Annotated in this window: 21 protein-coding genes; 18 read left to right on the forward strand and 3 right to left on the reverse strand. The window is 69.8% G+C overall.

The window, feature by feature from the left end:
- Positions 1-32 precede the first annotated feature (32 nt).
- From ACTWJ9_RS21530 to ACTWJ9_RS21585, 12 genes are all read left to right on the forward strand, one after another.
- Complete coding sequence (locus tag ACTWJ9_RS21530) at positions 33-1,298, forward strand: MFS transporter (RefSeq protein WP_387034672.1); 1,266 nt, start codon at positions 33-35, stop codon at positions 1,296-1,298.
- Positions 1,299-1,422: 124 nt separating this feature from the next.
- Positions 1,423-1,800: a PadR family transcriptional regulator gene (locus tag ACTWJ9_RS21535; RefSeq protein WP_387034670.1), complete on the forward strand. Its 378-nt coding sequence runs from the start codon at positions 1,423-1,425 to the stop codon at positions 1,798-1,800.
- On the forward strand, positions 1,797-2,381 hold the full coding sequence (locus tag ACTWJ9_RS21540; RefSeq protein ID WP_387034668.1) for a hypothetical protein: 585 nt from the start codon (positions 1,797-1,799) through the stop codon (positions 2,379-2,381). Before ACTWJ9_RS21535 ends, ACTWJ9_RS21540 begins: the two co-directional genes overlap by 4 nt.
- A gap of 161 nt (positions 2,382-2,542) precedes the next feature.
- On the forward strand, positions 2,543-3,274 hold the full coding sequence (locus ACTWJ9_RS21545) for an alpha/beta fold hydrolase (RefSeq protein WP_388702436.1): 732 nt from the start codon (positions 2,543-2,545) through the stop codon (positions 3,272-3,274).
- Between the two features lie 168 nt (positions 3,275-3,442).
- On the forward strand, positions 3,443-3,835 hold the full coding sequence (locus ACTWJ9_RS21550; RefSeq protein ID WP_388702437.1) for a helix-turn-helix domain-containing protein: 393 nt from the start codon (positions 3,443-3,445) through the stop codon (positions 3,833-3,835).
- Positions 3,836-3,916: 81 nt separating this feature from the next.
- Positions 3,917-4,327, forward strand: coding sequence for a VOC family protein (locus ACTWJ9_RS21555; protein WP_443294622.1), 411 nt, complete (start codon positions 3,917-3,919; stop codon positions 4,325-4,327).
- Between the two features lie 107 nt (positions 4,328-4,434).
- Positions 4,435-4,950 (forward strand): GNAT family N-acetyltransferase, encoded by a 516-nt coding sequence (locus tag ACTWJ9_RS21560; RefSeq protein ID WP_443294623.1) that lies wholly within the window; start codon positions 4,435-4,437, stop codon positions 4,948-4,950.
- Positions 4,951-5,007: 57 nt separating this feature from the next.
- Complete coding sequence (locus ACTWJ9_RS21565; protein ID WP_443294624.1) at positions 5,008-6,231, forward strand: RNA-guided endonuclease InsQ/TnpB family protein; 1,224 nt, start codon at positions 5,008-5,010, stop codon at positions 6,229-6,231.
- A gap of 233 nt (positions 6,232-6,464) precedes the next feature.
- A complete protein-coding gene (locus ACTWJ9_RS21570) occupies positions 6,465-7,742 on the forward strand; it encodes an AAA family ATPase (protein WP_443294625.1) in 1,278 nt (425 codons plus the stop codon).
- Positions 7,742-8,422: an RloB family protein gene (locus ACTWJ9_RS21575; RefSeq protein ID WP_443294626.1), complete on the forward strand. Its 681-nt coding sequence runs from the start codon at positions 7,742-7,744 to the stop codon at positions 8,420-8,422. Before ACTWJ9_RS21570 ends, ACTWJ9_RS21575 begins: the two co-directional genes overlap by 1 nt.
- A gap of 96 nt (positions 8,423-8,518) precedes the next feature.
- Entirely contained in the window at positions 8,519-11,140 is a 2,622-nt protein-coding gene (locus tag ACTWJ9_RS21580; RefSeq protein ID WP_443294627.1) for an N-6 DNA methylase, read from the forward strand.
- Positions 11,130-12,398 carry a restriction endonuclease subunit S gene (locus tag ACTWJ9_RS21585; protein WP_443294628.1) on the forward strand — a complete coding sequence of 423 codons (1,269 nt, stop codon included), beginning with the start codon at positions 11,130-11,132 and terminating at the stop codon, positions 12,396-12,398. Before ACTWJ9_RS21580 ends, ACTWJ9_RS21585 begins: the two co-directional genes overlap by 11 nt.
- Before the next feature lie 45 nt (positions 12,399-12,443).
- Here ACTWJ9_RS21585 and ACTWJ9_RS21590 read toward each other — a convergent pair whose 3' ends face one another.
- Both ACTWJ9_RS21590 and ACTWJ9_RS21595 read right to left on the reverse strand, forming a co-directional pair.
- Positions 12,444-12,668, reverse strand: coding sequence for a DUF397 domain-containing protein (locus ACTWJ9_RS21590; RefSeq protein ID WP_443294629.1), 225 nt, complete (start codon positions 12,666-12,668; stop codon positions 12,444-12,446).
- A complete protein-coding gene (locus ACTWJ9_RS21595) occupies positions 12,661-13,455 on the reverse strand; it encodes a helix-turn-helix domain-containing protein (RefSeq protein WP_443294630.1) in 795 nt (264 codons plus the stop codon). Before ACTWJ9_RS21595 ends, ACTWJ9_RS21590 begins: the two co-directional genes overlap by 8 nt.
- A gap of 194 nt (positions 13,456-13,649) precedes the next feature.
- Between ACTWJ9_RS21595 and ACTWJ9_RS21600 the strand changes: the two genes are divergently transcribed.
- The 4 genes from ACTWJ9_RS21600 to ACTWJ9_RS21615 all read left to right on the forward strand — a co-directional run bounded on the left by ACTWJ9_RS21600 (position 13,650) and on the right by ACTWJ9_RS21615 (position 18,912).
- Positions 13,650-14,015 (forward strand): hypothetical protein, encoded by a 366-nt coding sequence (locus ACTWJ9_RS21600; protein WP_443294631.1) that lies wholly within the window; start codon positions 13,650-13,652, stop codon positions 14,013-14,015.
- A complete protein-coding gene (locus ACTWJ9_RS21605) occupies positions 14,012-14,380 on the forward strand; it encodes a hypothetical protein (protein ID WP_443294632.1) in 369 nt (122 codons plus the stop codon). The genes ACTWJ9_RS21600 and ACTWJ9_RS21605 overlap by 4 nt, the downstream gene beginning before the upstream one ends.
- Positions 14,381-14,543: 163 nt before the next feature.
- Positions 14,544-18,128 (forward strand): type I restriction endonuclease subunit R, encoded by a 3,585-nt coding sequence (locus ACTWJ9_RS21610; RefSeq protein WP_443294633.1) that lies wholly within the window; start codon positions 14,544-14,546, stop codon positions 18,126-18,128.
- A gap of 4 nt (positions 18,129-18,132) precedes the next feature.
- Positions 18,133-18,912, forward strand: coding sequence for a M48 family metallopeptidase (locus ACTWJ9_RS21615; protein WP_443294634.1), 780 nt, complete (start codon positions 18,133-18,135; stop codon positions 18,910-18,912).
- A gap of 48 nt (positions 18,913-18,960) precedes the next feature.
- Here ACTWJ9_RS21615 and ACTWJ9_RS21620 read toward each other — a convergent pair whose 3' ends face one another.
- Positions 18,961-19,809 carry an endonuclease I family protein gene (locus ACTWJ9_RS21620; RefSeq protein WP_443294635.1) on the reverse strand — a complete coding sequence of 283 codons (849 nt, stop codon included), beginning with the start codon at positions 19,807-19,809 and terminating at the stop codon, positions 18,961-18,963.
- A 240-nt stretch (positions 19,810-20,049) separates the two neighbouring features.
- Here ACTWJ9_RS21620 and ACTWJ9_RS21625 point away from each other — a divergent pair, with 240 nt between their 5' ends.
- Together ACTWJ9_RS21625 and ACTWJ9_RS21630 are read left to right on the forward strand one after the other, a co-directional pair.
- Entirely contained in the window at positions 20,050-23,781 is a 3,732-nt protein-coding gene (locus tag ACTWJ9_RS21625) for an ABC transporter ATP-binding protein (protein WP_443294636.1), read from the forward strand.
- 127 nt (positions 23,782-23,908) lie between these two features.
- Positions 23,909-24,295 (forward strand): hypothetical protein, encoded by a 387-nt coding sequence (locus ACTWJ9_RS21630; RefSeq protein ID WP_279335889.1) that lies wholly within the window; start codon positions 23,909-23,911, stop codon positions 24,293-24,295.
- Positions 24,296-24,369 lie beyond the last annotated feature (74 nt).

Consider the following 24,369-nt stretch of genomic DNA (forward strand, 5'->3'; position numbering starts at 1 on the left):
CCCCTCAGTGGGCGCGTCCGGAGGCTTTTTTCATGCCTTCCGACAGCACGTCCGCATCCCCGTCCCCCTCCACTGCGACCCCCACCCCCGGCTACCGTGCCCTGCTCCGCAACCGTGAGTTCACCGGCCTGTACGTCAGCTTCACGCTGGCGGTCGCCGCGAGCACCCTGTCCGGCTTCGCACTCGGCACACTGGTCGACGACCGGACCGGGTCCCCGTTCCTGACGGCCATGAGCATGTACGGCGCCACGTTCGCCACGGTGCTCGGCGCACTGACACTGATGTCGGTCGCGGACGGGAAACGTCCTCGCCGGACCCTTGTCGCGCTCCAGTGCGTCTCCCTGGCGGGCGTCGCGGCGCAGGCGGTTCCGGGGCTGCCCCTGGCCGCCCGGTTCGGGCTCCTCCTGGTCCTGGGGTTCTTCCAGTCCCTCGGCGCCGGGGCGCGGATGGGGCTGCTCGCCGAAGTCGTACCGGCCTCCGCGTACGTGCTCGCGCGGTCGCTGATGAACATCACCTCGGGCGGCACGGCCGTTCTCGGGTTCGCCGTCGGCGCCCTCCTGCTCCGCCACCTGAGCCCGCACGCGGTCTTCGCCGTCGCCGCCGCCCTGACCGGACTCGGGCTGGTCGCCGTGGCGACGACCGTCCGGGAGCACTCGACCCGCCGCCCGGCCGATCCGGGCCGTCCCGGCCCTCACCCCCGCTCCGGACTGCGCCGGACCTGGACGACCAACGTCGAACTCTTCTCCCACCCCGGCAGACGTGCCCTGCTGCTGAACCTGTGGGTGCCCAACGGCCTGATCGTCGGCTGCGAGGCGCTGTTCCTCTCCTACGACCCGGAGCAGGCCGGCGTCCTCCTGGCCGCAGGCTCGGCCGGCATGCTCCTCGGAGACCTGACGGTCGGGCGACTGCTCACCGCCGACCGGCGACGCCGCTGCGCGTTCGCCCTGCGGCTGCTGCTCGCCGTGCCGTACCTGCTGTTCGCCGCCCACCCGCCCCTGGCGGTGGCGGCGGCCGCGGTGTTCGTGGCCAGTGCGGGGTTCGCCGCCACCCTGCCGCTCCAGGAACAGCTCCTCGCGCTGACCCCGGAGCCGGTCCGCGGCCAGGTCCAGGGCGTGGAGTCCGCCGGTCGGATGACCTGGCAGGGCATCGGAGCCGCACTCGCCGGCGGCGTCGCCCTGCACCTCGACCCCGGCACCACGATCACCGTCCTGGCCGGCCTGTCCGCCGCCGTCACCGTCCTCTCCCGCCCCTCCGTGCTCCGCGCCCGGCCGTCCCGGACCAAGGTGCCGATCAAGTAGGACTCCTCCGGCCGATCATGCTGGAGTCAGACCTGTTGCGGGTACCTGCACCGTCGGAGTCGCTCATTGCCATGCGCCGCAAGTATCTTGCGGCGCATGGCAATGGCTGACTATCTTGTACCGCATGACAAAGGGGCTGCCCGCTACCGGTGACCAGCGTCGCAGTCAGCTGCTGCGCGGAGTGCTCGACCTGTGCCTGCTGTCGCTGATCGCCGAACGACCGCGCTACGGCTTCGAGTTCGTGGCGGCACTCGCCGACAACGGGCTCGATCTCGTGAGTGAGGGCAGCATCTACCCGCTGCTCGCCCGACTGGAGCGGGAGGAACTCATCTCCTCGTACCGCGCCCCGTCGGCCAGCGGGGGCGCCCCACGCAAGTACTACCGCCTGACCGAAGCGGGACGTGCCGAACTGGCGAGCGGCCGGGCCGTGTGGCACGCCTTCAGCGGGCGTGTGGGGCGGATCCTGACCGCCACCGAACCCACGGGGGGAAGCACACCATGACGGACCAGCGCACCATGACCAACCAGCAGATACTCGCGGTCTGCCGCAGCAACTGGGAGTACCGGGGCCTCGACGACACATCCGTCCGGGAGATGCTCGACGAGCTCTCCGCTCATTTAGAGGACGCGGTGGCCGCGGGCCGCACACCTCAGGACGTCGTGGGCGACGACGTCAAGAAGTTCGCCGCTTCCTGGGCGCGGGCCCGCGCTCCGTTCACCCACCGGCTGCTGCGCACGGCGGCGATGGTCTGCGTCGTGATCGGTTCGCTGATCCTGGCCACGAGTCTGGTCCGGTGGACCACCGAACGGGTCGTGAGCGTCGACGATGTCGCCTTCTGGGCCGTCGTCGCAGCGGTCACGGTCGCCTGGGAGCTGCGGCGCGGCAGCCTGGGGCTCGGCAGGAGCCTGACGGTCGCCCTTGTCGCCGGCTCGGCCGCAGTGCTGCTCTCCCGGTGGCTGGGCGGCGACGGGGTGCTGTTCACCTTGCCGCTGTGGGTGGCCCCGGTGCTGCTCCTTCCCGGACTGCCGTACGCCGTCGCTGATGCGCGGAGCAGGAAGAGCACCGCACCCGGCGTCGACTAGGTCCTGCCCATCGGTCGTGCGACCAGGGGCGCCGGATCCGATCCGGAGCTACGGGGGTGGGGCCGGCCATGCCAGGGGGTACTCCTGTCTCGCCCTTCCAGCCCGACCCGGCAAAGCGGGCGGTCTCGATCGAGGCTGTCAGAAAGGACTTTGGGAGATCGATGACGGCAGCAGATGCAGTGCCCATGGTCTTCGTCCACGGGACGCGCTTCAGCGCGGGACAGTGGAGCGTGCAGCTTGCCGCACTCCGGGACGAATTCCCGGTGGTCGCCGTCGACCTGCCCGGTCACGGGGAGCGCTCGGCTCAGCCGTGGAGCCTGGGCACCGCGACGGAGATCATCGCTTCCGCGGTCGACTCGCTCGGCCGCGGACCGGCTCTGGTCGTCGGGCACTCGCTCGGCGGATACGCCGCGCTGGAGTTCGCGCGGTGCCGTCCGGAACGACTGCGCGGGCTGATCCTCGCGGGAGCCAGCGCCTCCACCCGCGGCCTCGGCACAGTGCCGTACCGGTGGGTCGCCGGACTGGTCCCCCGTATACCGGCGGATCGGCTGGCCCGGTGGAACGACCGGTTGCTGCGGCGGCTCTATCCGCCGGAGGTGGTGGAGGCGACCATCCGTTCCGGTTACGCCTTCCATGCCCTGCCGGCAGCCTGGGGCGAGGTGCTCGGACGTTTCGACGCGGATGCGATGCGTCATGTGAAGTCTCCGGTCCTCATCCTGAATGGCGAGAAGGACGTCGTCTTCCGGTCCGGCGAGGCGGACTTCGCCCGCGCGCATCCCCACGCTCGCGTCGAGTTGATCCCGCGGGCAAGGCATCTCGCGAACTTCGACGATCCGGATGCCTTCACCGACGCGGTCCGCCGCTTCGCTCAACAGCTCCCGGCCGTCAGCTGATCGCGACAGCACCAGGTCCACCCGGCGTCCCCGGACACCCACCAGCCGATTGTGGTGCTCAGCCACAGCTCGCCGGGTGGATCACGGAACCGCCCTGGAGCACCGGCAGGGGCCTGGAGACCAGTGCGCGGTCGCCCCGGATGCGGTGGGCCGTGATGGGATGGCGGAGTGAGCCGTGCCACCGAAGAGACCAATCGCCGCATGCTCCGGGCGCGGGACGCGATGGACCGCGACTACGCCCAGCCGATGGACGTCCCCGCCCTGGCGCGCATCGCGCATGTGTCACCGGCGCACTTCACGCGGACCTTCCGGGCCACGTTCGGCGAGACACCGCACCGCTACCTCCAGCGCCGCCGGGTGGAACGGGCGATGTTCCTGCTGCGGGAGACCGACCGCAGCGTGACGGCCATCGGCTTCGAGGTCGGCTTCAACAGCCCGGGTACCTTCAGCCGCACGTTCCGCGACATCGTCGGCCGGTCACCGCGCACGTACCGCAAGGAGGCGACGGCCGCGAGCGTGCCGACGTGCTTCACGATGGCGTGGACCCGGCCGAGTGCCTGACCTTCCGGCAGGCGTCCGGCGCCCGGAAACCGAGCAGTTTCGGATAAGTTTTCTCCCCGCCGACTGGATAGCGTGAGCGTCATGTTCAACGCCATCACACACTCACAGATGTACGTCCTCGACCAGGACGAGGCCCTCGACTTCTACGTCGGCAAGCTCGGTCTGGAGGTCACCGCGGACATCGACATGGGCTTCATGCGCTGGCTGACCGTCGGCGTCCCCGGCCACCCCGAGCGGCAGATCCTGCTGGAGAAGCCAGGCGCTCCGGCGATGTCGGAGGAGACGGCGGAGCAGGTGCGCGACCTGGTGACCAAGGGGGCCATGGGCGGCTGGTTCATCCTCACCACCGACGACTGCCGCAAGACCTACGAGAGGCTGCTGGAGAAGGGCGTGGAGTTCACCCAGGAACCCACCGAGCGCCCGTACGGAATCGACTGCGGCCTGCGCGACCCCTTCGGCAACCACCTCCGCTTCACCCAGCCGAAGGCCTGAGGCGGGGTGAGCGGACGCCGGACGGGGCGGGGCCGGAGCCCGTGGAGGAAGCCGTCTGTCGAGGAATGCGCTGGTCGCGGACGGTCGGGCCGTTTTTCCCTGCAGCGGTGAAGAGCGAGAGCGCGCCCGGCACGGACGTGTCCCCGACCACCTGGCCCCTGAGCACCCAGCAGCGGATCGATCGTGACCTCGGTGACTGCGCAAGGGTGCTGAGGGAGGTTCACGAACACGACGGTTATCCGGTGAACTGGCCCGGCCTCCCGGAGGCGTGGCTGACGACGCCCTCGCTCGTCGCCTCGTGGGTGGCGGAACTGCACGGCCGGGTCGCCGGTCATGTCGTCCTGTCCCGGAGCGCCGCGGGAGACGCGGCCCCCGGGCTGTGGAGCGCTCGTACGGGGACGGGCGCCACCGCCGTGGTCAGCCGGCTGTTCGTCGCCCCGTGGGCTCGCGGCCACGGGATCGGCGCGCTGCTGATGGCGCGGGCCGTCACGGAGGCGAAGGACCGCGGCCTGCACCCGGTGCTCGACGTGGTGGCCTCCGACACCGCGGCGGCTGCCCTGTACGAACGGCTCGGCTGGCGGCTCCTGGCCACGGCCGAACGGCAGTGCGGTCACCGAGGGTGAGGCGGGGAACGGATGTTCCCGGCGACATCCGGTGTGGATCGTTCGTACGCTCCTCGTATGCAGCTTCGGTACGCCTTCAGGTTGTACCCGCAGCCCGGTCAGCGCGCCGCGTTGGCGAAGGCGTTCGGGTGCGCCCGCGTCGTGTTCAACGATGTGGTGCGTGCCCGCGAGGACGCCCGTGGGGCCGGGCAGCCGTTCCCGAAGGCGGCCGAGCTGTCCCGGAAGCTGATCACCGAGGCCAAGCGGACAGCGGAACGGTCCTGGCTGGGTGAGGTCTCCGCGGTGGTGCTGCAGCAGTCCCTGCGGGACGCCGAGAGGGCGTACCGCAACTTCTTCGCCTCCCTCAACGGCACCCGCAAGGGCCCCAGGATCGGCCCGCCGCGCTTCAAGTCCCGCAAGGACGCCCGGCAGTCGATCCGGTTCACCGCCAACGCCCGCTGGAAGATCACTGATGGCGGTCGGCTGGACCTGCCGAAGATCGGTGCGGTGAAGGTGAAGTGGTCCCGCACGCTGCCCACCACCCCCACCTCCGTCACCGTCATCAAGGACGCGGCCGGAAGGTACTTCGCCTCCTTCGTCATCGACACCGACCCCGCCGCCGATGCGGCCCGGATGCCCGACACCGACCGCACCATCGGCATCGATCTCGGCCTGACCCACTTCGCCGTGCTGTCCGACGGCACGGCGATCGACTCCCCGCGCTTTTTGCGCCGCGCGGAGAAGAAGCTGAAGAAGGCCCAGCGGGAGCTGTCCCGCAAGCAGAGGGGAAGCAGGAACCGGGCCAAGGCCCGCCTGAAGGTCGCCCGCGCCCATGCCGGGGTCGCCGACGCGCGCCGCGAGTTCCACCACCGGCTCTCCACCAGGCTGATCTCCGAGAACCAAGGGATCGCCGTGGAGGACCTGTCGGTGGCGGGACTGGCCCGCACCAGGCTGGCCAAGTCGGTGCACGACGCCGGATGGTCCTCGTTCATCGGCATGCTGGAATACAAAGCGGAGCGGTACGGCCGCATCTTTGTGAGGGTGGGACGGTTCGAGCCCACCAGCCAGACGTGCTCCGCCTGCGGGCACCGCGACGGGCCCAAACCCCTGCACGTGCGGGAGTGGACCTGTCGCGCCTGCGGCACGCTCCACGACCGGGACCACAATGCCGCGATCAACGTGAAGACGGCCGCCGGACTGGCGGTATCGGCCTGCGGAGCGCCGGTAAGACCGGGAGCGATCCCGGCACGGCGCGAAGAAACAGGAAGCCGTGGAAGCCCGCCCGACGCCCGTGCCGCGTAGCGGCACAGCACCGGGCGAGCAGGCCAGAATCTCCCTCCCTCGGGAGAGAGAGCAAGTCAACAGATCGCCTCGACCCACTCCGGGTGGTCGTCCTTCCGATGTCTACAAAATGTTGATCACTCGATCGGCTGCGGAGGCGATCCGGTGGACGATATGTTCTCCGGGGTCACAGGCTTCCCCGTCAGGCCGTTACCGGAGGCCACGACTACCCTGAGCGCGGAGAGGAGGACGGCTTGCTACTGAGATTCCGCGTCGCGAACGTGCGGTCCCTGCGTGACGAGCAGGAGCTGTCCTTCGTCGCGCCGGGCGACGAACAGGGCGGATCGGCGAACCCGGTGGATCTCGCGGGCGGCGGATCCCTCTCCGTACTCCCGCTGATCGGCATCTTCGGGGCCAACGCCTCCGGTAAGTCGAACGTCCTGAGCGCGATGACGGACATGCGTAACGCGGTCCTCAACTCCTACGCGCAATGGGCCTCTTACGACGGAATCCCGCGCCAGGTCTTCTCCCTGGACCCCAAGAGCGAGAGCGAACCCTCCTTCTTCGAGGTCGACGTCGTCATCGACGCGGTCCGCTGGACGTACGGCTTCGAACTCGGAGCCACCCGTGTCGAGTCCGAATGGCTGCACAGCTACCCGCACGGCCGCCGTCAGGAATGGCTCGACCGCGACGCCTCCCGGCCGGACGTCTTCAAGTGGCCCGGCGCACGGGTCAGGGACCGGGCCCAGCTCGTACGGCGTACGCGGCCCAACGCCCTGCTGCTCTCCACGGCCGGCACGGACAACCATCCGCAGCTCTCCCCGCTGTTCCACTGGTTCCGCCGCAACTTCTGGATGATCAGTCCGGAGGTCGAGCGCGACGAGCGCGCGCGGTACACCACGAAGGAACTGTCCGGTCCCAGGGCCACCAGGATCCAGGAGCTGTTGAGGGTCGCCGACCTCGGCATCACCGGAGCGACGGTCGTCAAGGACGGCCCGGGCCGGGACACGGTGAAACTGACCCACCACTCGGCTGCCGGGGACGTGCCCTTCGACTGGCAGGAGGAGTCCTACGGCACCCGGTCCTGGTTCGCCCTCCTCGGCCCTCTCCTCCTCGCCCTCGACGAGGGCGCGGTCCTGCTCGTCGACGAACTCGACGCCAGCCTGCACTCCCGTTTCGCGGCCGAGGTCGTCCGGCTCTTCCACGACCCGTACGCGAACCCCAAGGGTGCCCAGCTGGTCTTCACGTCGCACGACGCGACCGTGCTCACCACCCCGAGCGGCGAGCGGCTCCTCGACCCGGCGCAGGTGTGGCTGACGGAGAAGGACAAGGACGGGGCGACCGAGCTGTATCCGCTCACCGACGCGGAGCCGGGCGACGACGAGGACCTCACGCAGTCCTATCTCGCGGGGACCTTCGGCGGGGTTCCGGCCCTCCTGGAGGGGCAGATCGCGCGGCGGCTGCTGGTGGCGCGTGAGGCCGGCACGTACGACGGGACAGGCGAGCGAGCGGACGAGGCGGGGCGCGACTGATGGGGCGGGGGCAGAAGGGCAGGGACTCGTGGGAGCGTCCGGCCCGACGGGGCGGGCAGCGCAAGCGTCAGGTCTTCGTCTTCACCGAGGGCAAGGTGACGGAGCCCTCGTACTTAGACATCCTCAAGGACCAGGGCGTCCCACTCGCCGACGAGATCCCGGTGGAGATGCACATCGCCAACCGCAGAGCGGACAGCGGGCGCAAGCCACTCGACCTCGTCGAGCAGGCGATCAGGCTGAAGCGCGAAGAGGACCGCAAGGCGAAGCGGGCCAAGCTGGAGGAGAAGTACCTGCCCCAGGTCTGGTGCCTCTTCGACCACGACAACTACGCGTACGTCCGCGACGCACTGGACGAGGCGAAGGCGGCGGGCATCGGCGTCGCCTTCTCGCACCCGTGCTTCGAGGTGTGGCGCCTCGCGCACTACAAGCCGGTCAGCGGCTCGTTCGCCGGGGTGTGCGGAGGGGCGGCCGACCGGCTCCCGTTCCAGCGGGGCTCCCAGGACGCCAAGACCCCCAAGGTAGTCCTGCCGCACCAGGTCCTGGGCCGCTACAAGACGGCCCGGAAGAACGCCGAGCGGATGAACGGCCAGCACGCGGCGCATGTGGGCAAGTGGGACAGGGACCCTTACACGGACGTGCACGAGTTCGTGGAGAAGGCGCTGCACATCGACAGCTACTGACCCCTCTCGGCCATGATCACGCGCTGATTTCGGTATGGCCCCGGCGGGGTCATAGGGTCTCTCCGTCATCTCAGGTCGGGTCGTAGGGAGTCGTACGTGGCCAAGCTCACGCTCGCCCAGCTGGAACGGCATCTGTGGGCCGCCGCGGACATCCTGCGCGGCACGATGGACGCCTCCGAGTACAAGGACTACATCTTCGGACTGCTCTTCCTGAAGCGGGCCAACGACGAGTTCGAGGCGGCCAGGGACAGGCTCCGGCAGTACGCGGTCGAGGAGCTGAAGCTCAGCGACGAGGACCTGCCCGGCTACCTGGAGGGGCCGGGCGCCTACCGCAAGCGCGATGTGCTGTACGTGCCGGAGGAGGCGCGTTGGGCCGAGGTCTCCGCCGCCACCCACAACATCAACGAGATGACCCTGCGTCCCGCCCTCCAAGCGCTTGAGGGGCAGAACAGCAAGCTCAAGGGCCTCTTCGACCACCTGGACTTCAACCGCATCGGCGGATCGGGCGCCGCGTCCGGCGCGGCCAAGCTCGCCGACCAGCGCCTGAAGCTCCTCATCGCGCACTTCGGGCGGATCCGGCTGCGCACGGAGGACTTCGAGTTCCCGGACCTGATCGGTGCCGCGTACGAGTACCTGATCAAGGAGTTCGCGGACACGGCCGGACGCAAGGGCGGCGAGTTCTACACCCCGCGCGCCGTGGTCCGCATGATGGTCGAGCTCCTCGCCCCCACCGAGGACATGAGGATCTACGACCCGTGCGTCGGCTCGGGCGGCATGCTCATCCACGCGGCGGAGTACGTGGAGGAGCACGGCGGCGACACGTCGTCGATGTTCTTCGCCGGACAGGACGCCAACTCCGGCTCCTGGATCATGTCGACGATGAACATGGTCCTGCACGGGGTGCGCCGCTTCGACCTGGCCACCGGGGACACGCTCTCGCAGCCGGCGCACGTTCCGCGCTCGGACGAAGACCGGTTCGACGGGGTGCTCAGCAACCCGCCGTTCTCCCTGGACTACACCCTCGCGGACCTGGCGCACCCGGCCGAGCGTGCCAAGTACGGGGCGACGAGTGAGCGCGGCAAGGCCGACCTGATGTTCCTCCAGCACATGCTGTGGGAGGCCAAGCGGGAGAGCCCCCGCGGCGGCATGGTGATCACGGTCATGCCGCACGGGGTGCTGTTCCGTGGCGGCGGTGAACAGGCCATTCGCACGGAGCTGCTGGAGAAGGACGCCATCGAGGCGGTCATCGGCCTCGCCCCGAACCTCTTCTATGGCACCGGCATCCCGGCCTGCATCCTGGTGCTCCGCCCGCCGGGCCGGAAGGACCGGGCGCGGGAGGGCAAGGTGCTGTTCATCAACGCCGACCGCGAGTTCCACGCGGAGCGGGCGCAGAATATCCTGCTGCCCGAGCACGCCGAGAAGATCGTCTCGACGTTCCACGCGTACGAGGAGGTACCCGGCTTCTCGCGGATCGTCACCCGTGAGGAACTTGCCACCAACGACGACAACCTCAACATCCGCCGGTACGTTGACAACACGCCGCCGCCCGAGCCGCAGGACGTGCGGGCGCACCTGGTGGGCGGGATGCCGCGCGCGGAGATCGAGGCGAAGAAGCCGCTGCTCGACTCGTACGGGATCGGGGTGACCGATCTGTTCGTGGAGCGGGAGCCGACGGACCCGGCGTACGTCGACTTCCGGGACGAGGCGGCGGGTGGCCGTCCCGAGCTGGGCGAGCTGGCCCGGCCCCGGGAGGAGGCGTTGCGGGTGGAGTTCGGCAAGTGGTGGGAGGAGGAGGCCGCCCTGCGGCTGGAGGCGGTGGCGGCCACCCCCGAAGCACTCGCCTCGTCCACCTCCTCCGAGCGCAAGGCCGCTTTGATGGCGGTGCGGGGGCAGCTGATGGAGTCGTTCGGGGAACGGCTGGGCCGGGTCGGGCTGCTGGACCGGTATGCGCTGGCGGGGGCGGTCGCGGGCTGGTGGTACGACGCCAAGTACGACCTGCTCGCACTGTCGGAGAACGGGTTCGGGGGCGTTGTCGACGGGTGGGTCGAGAACGTCGACACGATGCTCTCGCCCGAACAGGACGCGCGGACGAAGAAGCTGCGGACGAGGACGGCAGCGGAGCGACGTCAGGCGTACGACCACAAGGTGGTCGCCGCGATCGCTCCGCGGTTCCTGGAGGAGCTGGCGGAGGCGGACGCGCGCAAGGCGGAGGCGGACGCGCGGTTCAAGGAGCTGAGTGCGCGGCTTTCGGGGGGCGGGGAGGAAGCGGAGGGCGACGGGGAGCCGGCCGACGGTGAGGCCGACTCGGAGGAAGTTGCTCTGAGCGTGGAGGAGTTGGCTGAGCTGACGGCTGAGCTGGCGCGGGTGAAGAAGGCACGCACGAAGGCGGGCGCGGACATCAAGCGCCTTGAGGCGGACTTCCACCGGTATCCGTACCCGAGCGACTCGCCCACGCTAGGGGAGGAGCCGCCACGGTTGTTCCGGGCGCGGGAGAAACTGGACGCGGAGGGGGAGCGCCGGGTGGTGCTGGACCTGCTGCGGGACGACCTGGCGGCGAAGCTGGACGGGCATGTGGTGCGGTGGCAGCGGGAGCTGGCGGCTTCCTATGAGACGTGGGAGCAGAAGTACGCCGTTTCATTGAGGGAGATTCGGGCGGGGCGGGAGCGGGCGGCCGGAGAGCTGGATGGGTTCCTGAAGGAGCTAGGTTATGTGGGATAGCGCCGAAATCCAGTGGACCGAAGTTCGGAACGTTGGTGACGTCCGCATGGGGAAGCAGCTCTCGCCAACAGCCCGGGATGCACCTGGGCAGTTTCCGTATCTGCGCGTGGCGAATGTTCATCTGGGGCGGATTGACTACGCGGATGTGAACACGATGGGGTTCACTAGTGCGGAGCGTGAGGCGTATGGGCTCAAGCCCGGTGACATTCTGCTAAACGAGGGGCAGAGCCTGGAACTCGTTGGGCGTAGCGCGATTTACGACGGAATGGAAGGAAAGTTCTGCTTCCAGAACACTTTGATCCGCTTCCGGCCGGGTGTTGATGTTCTTCCTGCGTATGCCCAGTTGGTTTTCGAGCGCTGGCTAGCAACCGGGGTCTTCGCGGCGATCGCCAAAAAGACGACCAGCATTGCTCATCTGGGGGGCGACCGGTTCGGGGCGCTGTTGTTCCCCTTGATTCCGGTGGCTGCGCAGCGGCGGATCGTTGAGGTGATCGAAAGTTCCACCGCACTGGAGCGTGGCATTGAGGCCACCATCGCTAAGCTGCGCAGTGTGCGGCAGGGGGTGTTGGTGGAGCTGGCTTCCCTCTCGCTGGCAGGGCAGAGCGCGGAAGGTCATGGTACTTCTGCCGAATCCTTTTCGTCATTGGGCAATGTCTTGGAGCGGATCGAAGTCGGTGTTGCGTCGGCCGGACCCGAGGCAGCACCCGCCCCTGGAGAATGGGGAGTGATCCGGCTCGGAGCGGTTACCTCTGGGAGATTTGATTCCGCGCAGGTCAAGAAATTGCCTACTTCTGTGAAACCTCGCCGGCAGCTGGAGATTACGTCTGGAGACCTCCTCATGGTCCGGGTCAACGGTTCTGCAAGTCTTGTCGGGTCAGCGGTTGTCGTTGATAAACCATCACCTCGTTTGCTCCTGTCTGATTTGGTCATGCGCCTAGTGCCTAAGTTTGGGGTGCTAGATTTGAATTTCCTCGGAGCTGTATTGTCTGCGCCCTTCGTGCGACGACAGGTAGTGGCCCGTTTTCGCGGCACAAGCGGGCAATTTCAGATTCCGCAGAGTGAACTCAAATCTGTTACCATTCCCCTCCCGGATCTGCCCAAGCAGCGGGAGGCTGTAGCCACGCTCAAAGCATTTGATGAACAGGTCAGCCGAGAATCTGGTGAGCTTAGCAAGCTGCGGCGTCTCAGGCAGGGGCTGGTGGATGACTTGCTTTCCGGCAGGTTGACGGACCCGGTGGGCGGCAGAATTTTGAGGTGACTCGCCCCCGCCCCAGATGGCGGGGGCCAGCCATTTGAGGCGGAGTCAAGCTGGGAAGCTTCCGTCCTTGACCGTTGCGACGAACGATGTCCAGACGGTTGACGGGAAGACCAACGCGGGCCCCTGAGGGGCCGCCTTGGAGTCGCGGACCGGGACGCCGGTCGGGTAGCCGTCCAGGATCTCGATGCAGCTGCCGCCTTCGTTGCCGCTGTACGTCGACTTGCGCCAGCCGTGCAGGGAGGAGGCGTTGGGGATGGTGGGTTCATTCACGGTGTTCGTAGTCCTTTGCTGTCGCCCTCATCAGGGTCAGTGACTCCTTGAGCGGCATTGCGTCGCCTAGCGCGAGATCGTAGGTGCCTTCAAGGCGGTCGACCATGGCGGGGGAGTCGTGAATCTTGCCCACCTGGATACCTTCGGAGTACGCCACCGGCGGCTGATCCTCGAACTTGAGCAGGGTGAGCATGCTCTGCATGAGGGCGTGGACCCCCAGTCCGAAGGGCAACACGTGGACGCGTACGCGTCCTGATTCCACCAGCTTCACGATGTGGCGGAGTTGTCCTGCCATGACCTCCGGCCCGCCCACCACCCGCCGCAGTACAGCCTCGTCAAGCAGCGCCCACACTACGGGTGTCACCGGGTCCTCAAGGATCTTCGCCCGCTCAAGGCGTGTGACAACGAGCCTGTCACATTCCGCTTCACCCACCGGAGGGAACGACGTGCTCAGAACCGCACGTGCGTACCTTTCCGTCTGGAGGATGCCGGGGATGAAAGACAGAGCGAACTCCCGGATCATCGTTGCCTGTTGTTCGAGCTGAAGGGCCGACTCGAAGTATCCCGCGACAGCGGTGTCGTCGTCCGGCAGGAAGCTGCTGAGCACATCGCCCGTGTTCAGCGCCCTGTCGAGGCGTCTCGCGTCCTCCTTGGACGGGGTGCGCCGGCCCGCCTCGATGTGCGAGATGTGCGAACGCGTCATGACGGCGGCCGTCGCCAGTTCCTGCTGCGTCAGCCCGGCCGCTTCGCGCTGCGCCTTCAACCACTCCCCATAGATGTTGCTCATCGTCAACTCCCATGTGACAGATGCCTTGTCACCTCTGACCCCCTGGCGAGCCTAGCCCGGCCCGTCTCACTCTGTGAGTGGATCGCTACACAGCGATGTCCATGCACGTCGACCTGCCCTCAGGCACGGAAGACCCCCGCGACCGCTACCGACGGCCCGGGGGCATGGCCCTCAACCGCACTGGAGTTGAAGACGTGTTGCACCGTATCGCCTGCCTTCTTGAGCCGCTGCTGCGGCTCCTGTGGCCCGCCTCCGGGCGCCATCGGCACCGGAACCGGCACCGCGCCGGGGAAGCAGCCCGGCCCACCCCCGCGCCGGCCGCCCCCGTCGCACCCGGCCGTCGCCCCTCCCCGCACGAGGCCCTCCTCCCCGGCGAGGACTCCCGGCTCGTCCGCCCCTACCTCCTCGCCCACGAACGACGCGCGCAGGCCAGGCAGCAGCGCGCCCGCCGCCGAACCCTCTGGCTCGCTGTGCACGGCATCGACGTAGGGCCACGGCACATCCACGGTGTCGATGTCCGCTCGCGCCGGATCCGGGGGAACGAGGTGGCCGCCGCATGATCTACAAGAGCCACGACACCGCCGCCCCCACGGCCGGCCGACCCCGCCTCCTCCCCTGGTCCAACCTCGACGGCAACCCCTGCTACCTCGTCACCGACGACACCGGTACCGGCCGTCTCGCCCGCCTCGCCGACGACCTCGAAGCCGTCCAGCTCGGCATGGCCGACGACCTTCTCGGCCACGCCGTCGACCTCCTGGGCGACACCAAGGCCACCGCGCCCCAACTCCGTTACCTTGCGGCTTGCTTGGCCGAGGCGCTCCACGACGTGCACCGCATCGCCCGCAGCAGGGGAGAGCGTCTCCCCGTGCCCCACGGCGACGAGAAGAGCCCCGACCCAGTCCCGGAAGAGGGCCCCGGCACCTGACCCGCCCGCCTTCGTGGCCGACCGTGCGGGTGTACTGGCTTGAAACCCCCGTACCTTCGCACGATCGGACCTGTCCTCTCCCCGTATCCCTTCCCTTCACCCCGCCGCCCGGGCCCAGAATGGATCTCCGGGGAACGGCGGGACGTACGGAGGGGCGCGGGCTGTGGTGGTGCACGTCGAGCGGGACGAGGTGGAGCGGCCGCTGGTGGCCCAGTTGGAGGCCATGGGGTGGACGTACGTCCCGGGCGTGGAGCTGGACATGCTCGACGCGGCCGAGCCGCTGCTCGTCGACCAGCTCGGGCCCGCGCTGCGGCGGATCAACCTTAGGGGCGGTGACGGTCAGCCCTGGATGGGCGAGGACGACATCCGGCGGGCGGTCGGCGAGTTGGCCTCCCTCTCCCTCGGCAAGGGTGTCGTGCAGGCGAACCTCGCCGCCACCGACATGCTGCTGCACGGCTGGACGCTGCCCTCGCCCTCCGCCGCGCACGGTGGTCCGTCCGCCACCGTCCAGTACGTCGAGTGGCATCCGGACCTCGTCACGCGCAACACCTTCACCGTCGTCGACCAGCTCCGCGTGCGCAGCCGCTCCGGGGAGCTGTCGATACTCGACCTCGTCCTCTTCGTGAACGGCATCCCGCTCGTCGCCGTCGAGTGCAAGAGCCCCGATCTCGCCGAGCCCGTCCGCAGTGCGGTGCTCGAGCTCCGGCACTACGCCGGGAACCCCGTACTGGACCTCGACGCCACCGATACCCCGGCCCCCGCCGGTGTGCCGGAACTGTTCCGGACCGTCCAGCTCCTCGTCGCCGCGACCGGCGAGACCGCCCACCTGGGCACCGTCACCTCCGAGCCCGAGCACTTCCACCCGTGGCGCAGCGTCGAGCCAGAGGAGGAGGGCACGCTGCGGCGGGAGTTGCGTACCGCCGGGCTGCTCGTGGACGGCGACGGCGACGGCGCCGATCCGGCCGCGCCCGCGCCGCTCGGCGAGCAGCAGAAGCTCGTCGGTGTGGTCCTGCGGCCGGCCGCCCTGCTCAACGTCGTACGGCACTACGTGATCCCGATGGCCGTCGAGTCGGACGCGGACGGCGGGGCCGTGCGGACCGTGAAGGCCGTCGCCCGGCACCAGCAGTACCGGGCCGCCGAGAAGGCCGTACGCAGACTGCTGACCGGGCGGGCTCGTGCCGGGCGGGACACCGAGGACGAGCGCGGCGGTGTCATCTGGCACACGCAGGGCTCCGGCAAGTCGCTGACCATGACGTTCCTGGTGCGGCGCGTGCATCTGCACCCTCGGCTCAGCGAGTTCACGGTGGTCGTGGTCACCGACCGCACCCAGTTGCAGACCCAGCTCTCACGGACGCTGAAACTCAGCGAGTCCGACGTCGAGACGGCGCAGACCCGGACACAGATGGAGGGGCTGCTGCGCGACGGCGGGCGGCGCGTCGTCTTCGGCATGATCCAGAAGTACGGGACCGGCTTCACCTTCGCCGGGGACGCGGAAGGCAGCGCGGACGACCGGAATCTGACGGGAGAGGAGACGGGCCGGAGCGAGGACGAAAGCCCCGGCCCCGTACCGGACTTCCCCGAGTGCAACACCTCGCCCGACATCCTCGTCCTCGTCGACGAGGCGCACCGCTCCCACACCAGCGTCCTGCACGCCGCCCTGCGCAAGGCGATCCCGAACGCCGCCAAGATCGGGTTCACGGGTACGCCGATCATCACCGGGCGCGAGGAGGACACGCGCCGGATCTTCGGGCGGGGCGACTCGCCGCGGGGCTTCCTCGACGAGTACCGGATGGAGGACGCCCAGCACGACGGCGTCGTCGTCCGCATCCGCTACGAGGGGCGGACCGGGGAGGGCGAGGTCCGTGACGGAGAGGTCCTCGACAAGGGGTTCGACGACCTCGTCCGGGACCGCACCCCCGAGGAGCGGGCCGCGCTCCTCAAGCGGTGGCCCACCGAACGGGACGTCGCCGAGTCCGTTCCCATGATCGAGGCGAAGGCCGAGGACATGCTGGAGCACTGGGTGACCACCGTGCTTCCCGGCGGCTTCAAGGCACAGGTCGCGGCGGTCAGCCGAAAGGCGGCCGTGCGGTACCACCACGCCCTGCGCAAGGCCCGTGACGAACTGCTGGACCGGTTGGCCGAGTTCGACCCGGAGTCGGTGACGGGGACCCCGCTGGAGAAGCTGTCCGCCAGACAGCGCTATCTCCACCAGGCCTACCGGTTCCGGGCGCTGCTGCGGCGGATCGACTTCGTTCCCGTCATCTCCCCGGGTTCCGGGCACAAGCGCGGGGAATGGCGGGAGTGGACCGACGCCGGCCGCCAGGAGGCGTACACCGAGCGCTTCCAGAAGGCGTTCCCCGAGCTGGCGCCCGATCCCGAGTGGGTCGCGGTGACCCCCTTCAATCCACCGCAGGCCCCGACCCCTCCCACCGGTCCCGCCGGCGGTATGGACACCCCGTGGTCCGATGCCGCGAACAGCGGGCCGCAGCCGCTCCCCACCTCGGTGCCCGACCCCGTGCACCCCGACAGCCCCGTCGCGTTCCTGATCGTGAAGTCCATGCTGCTCACGGGATTCGACGCCCCGCGCGAACAGGTGCTCTACCTGGACCGGCCGATCCGGGACGCCGAACTGCTCCAGGCCGTCGCGCGCGTCAACCGCACCTCGCCCGGCAAGGAGGTCGGTTACGTCGTCGACTACTACGGCGTCTTCGAGCACCTCTCCAGCGCACTCGCCGGGTACCGGAACGCCGACGTCACCGACACCATGCGCGATCTGTCCTACGAGGTGGAAAAACTCGGCCCCGCCGCCCGGAAGGTCCGCGACTTCCTGCGGCGCAACGGCATCGACGACGCGCAACTCGACCAGCTCGCCAAGCTGGGGCCCGCGGCCCTCGCCCTGCAGCCCGACGACCTGCGGTTCGACTTCGACGAAGTGCTGCACGAGTTCCTCGCCACCCTCGAACGCGTCCTTCCGCACGAGGACGCCCTGGACTACGTGGCGGACGCCCGGCGCTGGAGCCTGCTCCAGAAGCGGGTGCGGCGACTGTGCCGGGACGCCGAGGGTGGCACGTTCACCCTGCGCCGGTACGGACGCAAGGTCCGGGCGATGATCGCCGACCACCTCGAAGGGCCGGAGATCGACCAGGTCATCCCGCCGGTCTCGCTCACCGCCCTCACCTTCGACGACGCCGTGCGGCGGCTGCCGCCGCAGGAGGCGGCGGCGGAGATGGGCCACGCGCTCCGCTTCCACTTGGAGGAGCGGACGAAGCGGGAGGACCCCGCGAAGTACGAGCGGCTCTCCAAGCGCCTGGAAGAGATCCTGCGCACGATGCCGGGGCGCTTCGAGGAGCAGATCGAGGAGTTCGGCCCGCTGATCGAGGAGGCCAGGCAGGAACAGGAGGAGTCCCCGGAGCTCGCCGGTCTCACGCCGCTCGAACAGCGGGCGTACCGGCTCGTGGAGCAGATCCTGGAGGACACACCCGGGATCAGCCTCGCCGACGGCGGCGACATCAGGCGGCTCACGGACAAGGTGTGCGCCATGGCCACCCGGACCATGGCCAGGGCGTCGTACCAGGGGCAGCACCAGGACATCAGCGCGCTGGCCGGAGACCTCCAGGACGTCCTGCTCAGTGGCCATGTCCGGCCTGTGAAGGGGGACTGGGCGGCGTTGGAGAACGCGGCCGAGCGCCTGGCGTCCTTCGCGCAGGACAACCTCCGGCAGTTCCGGAACAGGGCGAGGGGAGAATAGGCGCGTGACCGCGCCGGCCGACCCCTCGACGTACCCCGCCCCCGAAGCCCTCCTCACCGTGGAGGGGCTGTCTCTGCGGGTGCGTGCCAGCGCCCGAAGGAAGCGGTTCGCGCTGACCGTCGAGAGCGACGCGACCCTCACCCTGCACACCCCGGCCGGGCGTTCGACGGCCGAGGCGGAACAGTTCGTCCGCGCACACCGGGACTGGCTGGTGACCAAGCGGCGGGAGCGGGAGCGCACACGCCCGCTCAGCCCCGTCAAACAGCTCGTCGACGGAGAGGTCTTCCGTTATCTGGGGAGGACGTACCGGCTGGCCGTGTCCGGTGAGGAGGGGGCGGGCGGAGGAGTCCGGCTGATCGCGGGGCGCCTCGTCATGGGTCCGGATCTGGCGGCGGAACCCCGGGCGGGTCGGGCGGCGCTGGTCGACTGGTACTGCCGGGCCGGCCGGAACTGGACGGGACAGCGGCTTCAGCCCTGGGCGGCCCGCATGGGGGTGACCGAGCCGGAACTCGACGTGCGGGACCTGGGGGACCGATGGGGTTCGTACCGGCCGCCGCAGGCCGGGACGGGCACCCAGGGGCTGATGAGTCTCGGGTGGCCGCTCTTCCAGCTGCCCATGCATCTGATCGACTACGTCATCGCCCACGAACTGGCCCACGTGAAGGTGCCCGGGCACGGGGAGGACTTCTGGCGGCTGCTGCGGATCGCACTGCCCGAGTACGAGGAGCGGCGGGCGGACCTCGACGAGCTGGGACGGCGGCTCTGGATGGGCGATGTCCGGTAAGCCGGGCCGAACTCCCTCTTGATCAAGGGAGTTCAGCCACGGCGAGGCCTACCAGATCGACTCGACCCACTCCGGGTGGTCGATGAACGGGTTGCGGTTGCGCTGGTAGGAGTCGTAGATGACCTGGTTGCGGCGCTTCTCGAAGGCGTCCGGCGGGTCCTGCTCGTTCCACGCCTTCAGTACGGAGAGCCTGCCCATGTACGGGTTGCTGCCGTTGTTGACGTTGTTGTTGGGCTCCAGGTCGGCCCAGCCGTCGCCGCCCTCGTAGCGGACCGCCATGTAGAGGATCATGCGGGCCACGTCGCCCTTGACGGCGTTGCGCGGCTCGAAGGAGTCGGAGTCGGTGAGGCTGCCGCCGCCGTTCGCGACGGCGCTGCCGCCGTTGTCGAAGTCCTTGTTGCCGCGGATGCTGTTGACCTGGACGTCCGTCGGGCGCAGGTGGTGGATGTCGGTGCCGGGGCCGGTGGAGGTGCCGAAGTCTCCGTGGGACTTGGCCCACACGTGCTCGCGATTCCAGTTGCCCACGTTCCCGCCGTTGAGGGACTTGGCGCGGGAGACCCCCGAGTACAGCAGGATCACGTTGTTGCTGTTGTTCGGGTCCTGGTCGGTGGCCTTCAGGGCGTCCCAGACGGCCGAGTAGGACAGCTTCGTCTGGCTGCTGATGATCGTGTGCAGCGAGGACTTCAGGGCGGGGCCCGTCTTGCCGACCGCGTTCTTGTAGTACGTCGAGTCGTAGTCCGTGGTCGAGCCGGCCGTGACCGTCGCCACGGCCGGTTCGGCGGTCGTCGCCGTGGCCGGGGTGGCGGCCAGGGCGGGGGCGGCGAGGGCCGTGAGGACGGCGGCCGTGGCGAACGCCACCGCTTTCCGGCGCCGGGTGCGCATGCGTATCGCGAGCATATGGGGGTGTCCGATCTACGCGGGTTGAGTGAGGGTCTCCGCATCGTGACATGGACATGAGATCACGGGAATGTACATGACGTGTCGATTGCGTGACGTCCTCCGGGAGGAACGCCCCCGTCCGGGTACCGGCCGCCCCGCCCGAATGGTGCGGAGGGATGAAAATCGGCTCCGTGGGCGTTGGAGCCTTCCGGAAGATCAGGACGATCGGATCGCAGGTCCGGACCGGAGGGCACCCGCGTGACACCACAACAGGGATGGGCACGACGACTGACCGGATACGCCTGGCGCTATCCCAAGGACGTCGTCCTGGCCCTGGGCGCCTCCCTCGGGGGCATGGCCGTGATGGCGCTGGTCCCGCTGATCACCAAGGTGATCATCGACGACGTGATCGGCGACCACAGCCGCGCCATGATGCCCTGGGCGGGCGCCCTGATCGGCGCCGCGCTCCTCGTCTACGTCCTCACCTACATCCGCCGCTACTACGGCGGCCGGCTCGCCCTCGACGTGCAGCACGACCTGCGCACCGAGATGTACCGGTCGATCACCTGGCTCGACGGCCGCCGCCAGGACGAGCTGTCCACCGGGCAGGTCGTCGGGCGGGCGACCAGCGACCTCCAGCTGATCCAGGGCCTGCTCTTCATGCTGCCGATGACCATCGGCAACATCCTGCTGTTCCTGATCTCCCTGGGGATCATGGCGTCGCTGTCGCTGCCGCTCACGGGCGTCGCCCTCGCCGTCGCGCCCGCCCTGTGGTGGATCGCCAGACGCAGCCGCACCCGGCTGCACCCCTCCACCTGGTACGCCCAGGCCCAGGCCGCCGCCGTCGCCGGCGTGGTCGACGGCGCCGTCGGCGGTGTCCGCGTGGTGAAGGGCTTCGGCCAGGAGGAGCAGGAGACGGGGAAGCTGCGCGAGGTCGGCCGGCGGCTGTTCGCCGGGCGGCTGCGCACCATCCGCCTGAACTCCCGGTACACCCCGGCCCTCCAGGCCGTCCCCGCCCTCGGCCAGGTGGCGATGCTCGCGCTCGGCGGCTGGCTGGCCGTGCGCGGCAGCATCACCCTGGGCACGTTCGTCGCGTTCTCCACCTACCTCGCCCAGCTCGTCGGCCCGGTCAGGATGCTCGCCGTGGTCCTCACCGTCGGGCAGCAGGCCCGCGCCGGCACCGAACGCGTCCTGGAGCTGATCGACACCGAGCCGTCCCTGACCGACGGCACCAAGGAGCTGCCCGCCGACGCCCCCGCGACCGTCGAGTTCGACGACGTCTCCTTCGGCTACGAGCCCGGACACCCCGTCCTCGACGGCCTCTCCTTCGAGATCCGTCCCGGCGAGACCCTCGCCGTCGTCGGCGCCTCCGGCTCCGGCAAGTCCACCGTCTCCCTGCTCCTGCCACGCTTCTACGACGTCACCGGCGGTGCCGTCCTCGTCGGCGGGCACGACGTGCGGGAGCTGACCACCGAGTCGCTGCGGGCCGCCATCGGACTGGTACCGGAGGACTCCTTCCTCTTCTCCGACACCGTCCGCGCCAACATCGCCTACGGCCGCCCCGACGCGACCGAGGAGCAGATCGTGGCCGCCGCCCGCGCGGCCCAGGCCGACCGGTTCATCACGGAACTGCCCGACGGCTACGACACCACGGTCGGCGAGCACGGCCTGACCCTCTCCGGCGGCCAGCGCCAGCGCGTCGCGCTCGCCCGCGCGATCCTCACCGACCCGCGCCTGCTGGTCCTCGACGACGCCACCTCCGCCGTGGATGCCCGCGTCGAGCACGAGATCCACGAGGCGCTGGCGGAGGTCATGCGGGGCCGTACGACCCTGCTGATCGCCCACCGCCGCTCCACCCTCAACCTCGCCGACCGCATCGCCGTCCTCGACGCCGGCCGGCTCGCCGACATCGGCACCCACGACGAGCTCCAGGGGCGCTCCTCCCTCTACCGCAGGCTGCTCACCGACCCCGACGAGCTGGGCGGCGTCTCCCCGGGCCACACCCCGCCCGCCGCGCCCCAGGAGGCCCACCCGGAGGACACCTCGGTCCGCGCGGAGCTGGACGCCGAGTTCGACGCCGAACGCGGGGTCACCCCCCGCCTGTGGACCGGCGACCGCGAACCCAAGGACACCGCCCTGGCCGACAGCCCGGCCACCCCCGAGCTGCTCGCCCAGGTCGCGGCCCTGCCCCCGGCGAACGACGTCCCCGACGTCGACGAGAGCCGGGCCGTCCGGCGGGAGGAGTCCTACGGCCTGCGCCGCCTGCTGCGCGGCTTCGGCCTGCCCCTGCTGATCAGCCTCGGACTGGTCGCCGTGGACGCGGGCATGGGCCTGCTGCTGCCGGTGCTGATCCGGCACGGCATCGACGACGGCGTCACCCGGGCCGCCCTCGGCGCGGTCTGGGCGGCCGCCCTGCTCGGCCTGCTCGCCGTGGTCGCCCAGTGGGCCGCGCAGATCGGCGAGATCCGGATGACCGGACGCACCGGCGAACGCGTGCTGTACTCGCTGCGGCTGAAGATCTTCGCCCAGCTCCAGCGGCTCGGCCTCGACTACTACGAGCGCGAGCTGACCGGCCGGATCATGACCCGGATGACCACCGACATCGACGCCCTGTCGACGTTCCTGCAGACGGGCCTGGTCACCGCGTTCGTCTCGGTGGTCACCTTCTTCGGCATCATGGGCGTCCTGCTGGCGATCGACCTCCAGCTCGCCCTGGTCGTCTTCGTCACCCTGCCCCCGCTGATCGTCGCCACGTTCTTCTTCCGCCGGGCCAGCGTGAAGGCGTACGAACTGGCCCGGGAACGGGTGTCGACGGTCAACGCCGACCTCCAGGAGTCGGTGTCCGGGCTGCGGATCGTGCAGGCCTTCGGGCGCGAGGGGCACGGCAACCGGCGGTTCACCGAGCGCAGCGCCGACTACCGTGCCGCCCGGATCCGGGGCCAGTGGCTGATCTCGGTGTACTTCCCGTTCGTGCAGTTCCTGGCCTCGTCGGCCGCGGCGGTGGTGCTGATCGTGGGCGGGGCCAGGGTCGACAACGGGACGCTGGCGATCGGCACGCTGGTGGCGTACCTGCTCTACATCGACCTGTTCTTCGCCCCGGTGCAGCAGCTCTCCCAGGTCTTCGACGGCTACCAGCAGGCGACCGTCTCCCTGGGCCGCATCCAGGAACTGCTCCGGGAGCCGACGTCCACCGAGGACGCCGCGGAACCCCTCGACGTGCCCTCCCTGCGCGGGCAGATCGCCTTCGAGGACGTGCACTTCGCCTACGGGGACGAGGAGGAGGCGCTCAGCGGCATCGACCTGCGCATCCCCGCCGGGCAGACCGTCGCGTTCGTCGGCGAGACCGGCGCCGGGAAGTCCACCCTGGTCAAACTGGTGGCCCGGTTCTACGACCCCACCGGGGGCAGGGTCACCGTCGACGGCACCGACCTCAGGGACCTCGACCTCACCGCCTACCGGCACCGGCTCGGCGTGGTCCCGCAGGAGGCCTACCTCTTCCCGGGCACGATCCGCGACGCCATCGCCTACGGCCGCCCGGACGCCGGCGACGCCGAGGTCGAGGCGGCGGCCCGCGCGGTCGGGGCGCACGAGATGATCGCCACCCTGGAGGGCGGCTATCTGCACGAGGTCGCCGAACGCGGCCGCAACCTCTCCGCCGGACAGCGCCAGCTGATCGCCCTGGCCCGCGCCGAACTGGTCGACCCGGACGTCCTGCTGCTCGACGAGGCCACCGCCGCGCTCGACCTGGCCACCGAGGCGCAGGTCAACCAGGCGACGGACCGGCTGGCGGGGCGGCGGACCACGCTGGTCGTCGCCCACCGGCTGACCACCGCCGCCCGCGCCGACCGGGTCGTCGTCATGGACCGCGGCCGGATCGCGGAGGACGGCACCCACGAGGAACTGCTGGCCCGCGACGGGCGGTACGCCGAGCTGTGGCGGACCTTCATCGGGCAGGCCGAACCGGAGGAGCCGGTCGGCGCCGGACGCTGACCACGCAACCGTCCGCGGTACGCCGGGCGTCCGTATCCGCGTACGCCGTTGTGCGCGGCGGATGCGGCAGGTGCGGCGAGTGCGTCAGGTACGGCAGGTGCGGGTCCGGTCCGGGGGAGGAACGGCAGTGGGCGGTGGAGCGATACGTCGGCGGCTCGCGCTGGGACTGGCGGTGCTGACCGCGGCGGGGCTGCTCGTCGCCGCCGCACCGGGCGAGGCGCAGGCCGCGGGGCACTGCGCGGGGCGCAAGGTGCGCAGCCTGCCGTTCTCCACCGGCACCGTGGTCGTCCACAAGCGCGGCGGCTACCTCTGCGCCGTCACCCTCGCCAAGAAGCCCGGCACCCGGCGGACGATGTCGGTGAGCATCCGGGCGCGCGGCGGCCGGCCGGTCGTCGACGAGGGCCGCTACACGCGCTACGCCGGCCCGGTCACCGTGCACGCCGGCCGCCGCTGCGTCTGGGTGAAGGGACGGGTGGGCGGCGGCTCGGTCAGCTCCGGCTGGATCCTGTGCTGAGCCCGAGCCCGAGACCGAGACCGAGGTCCGGCCCTCATCCGCTCGCACCCCCAACTCCCTGTCCTCCGTAGGGT

It is taken from the genome of Streptomyces sp. GDS52, assembly GCF_052246875.1.
GTDB lineage: Bacteria > Actinomycetota > Actinomycetes > Streptomycetales > Streptomycetaceae > Streptomyces > Streptomyces cathayae.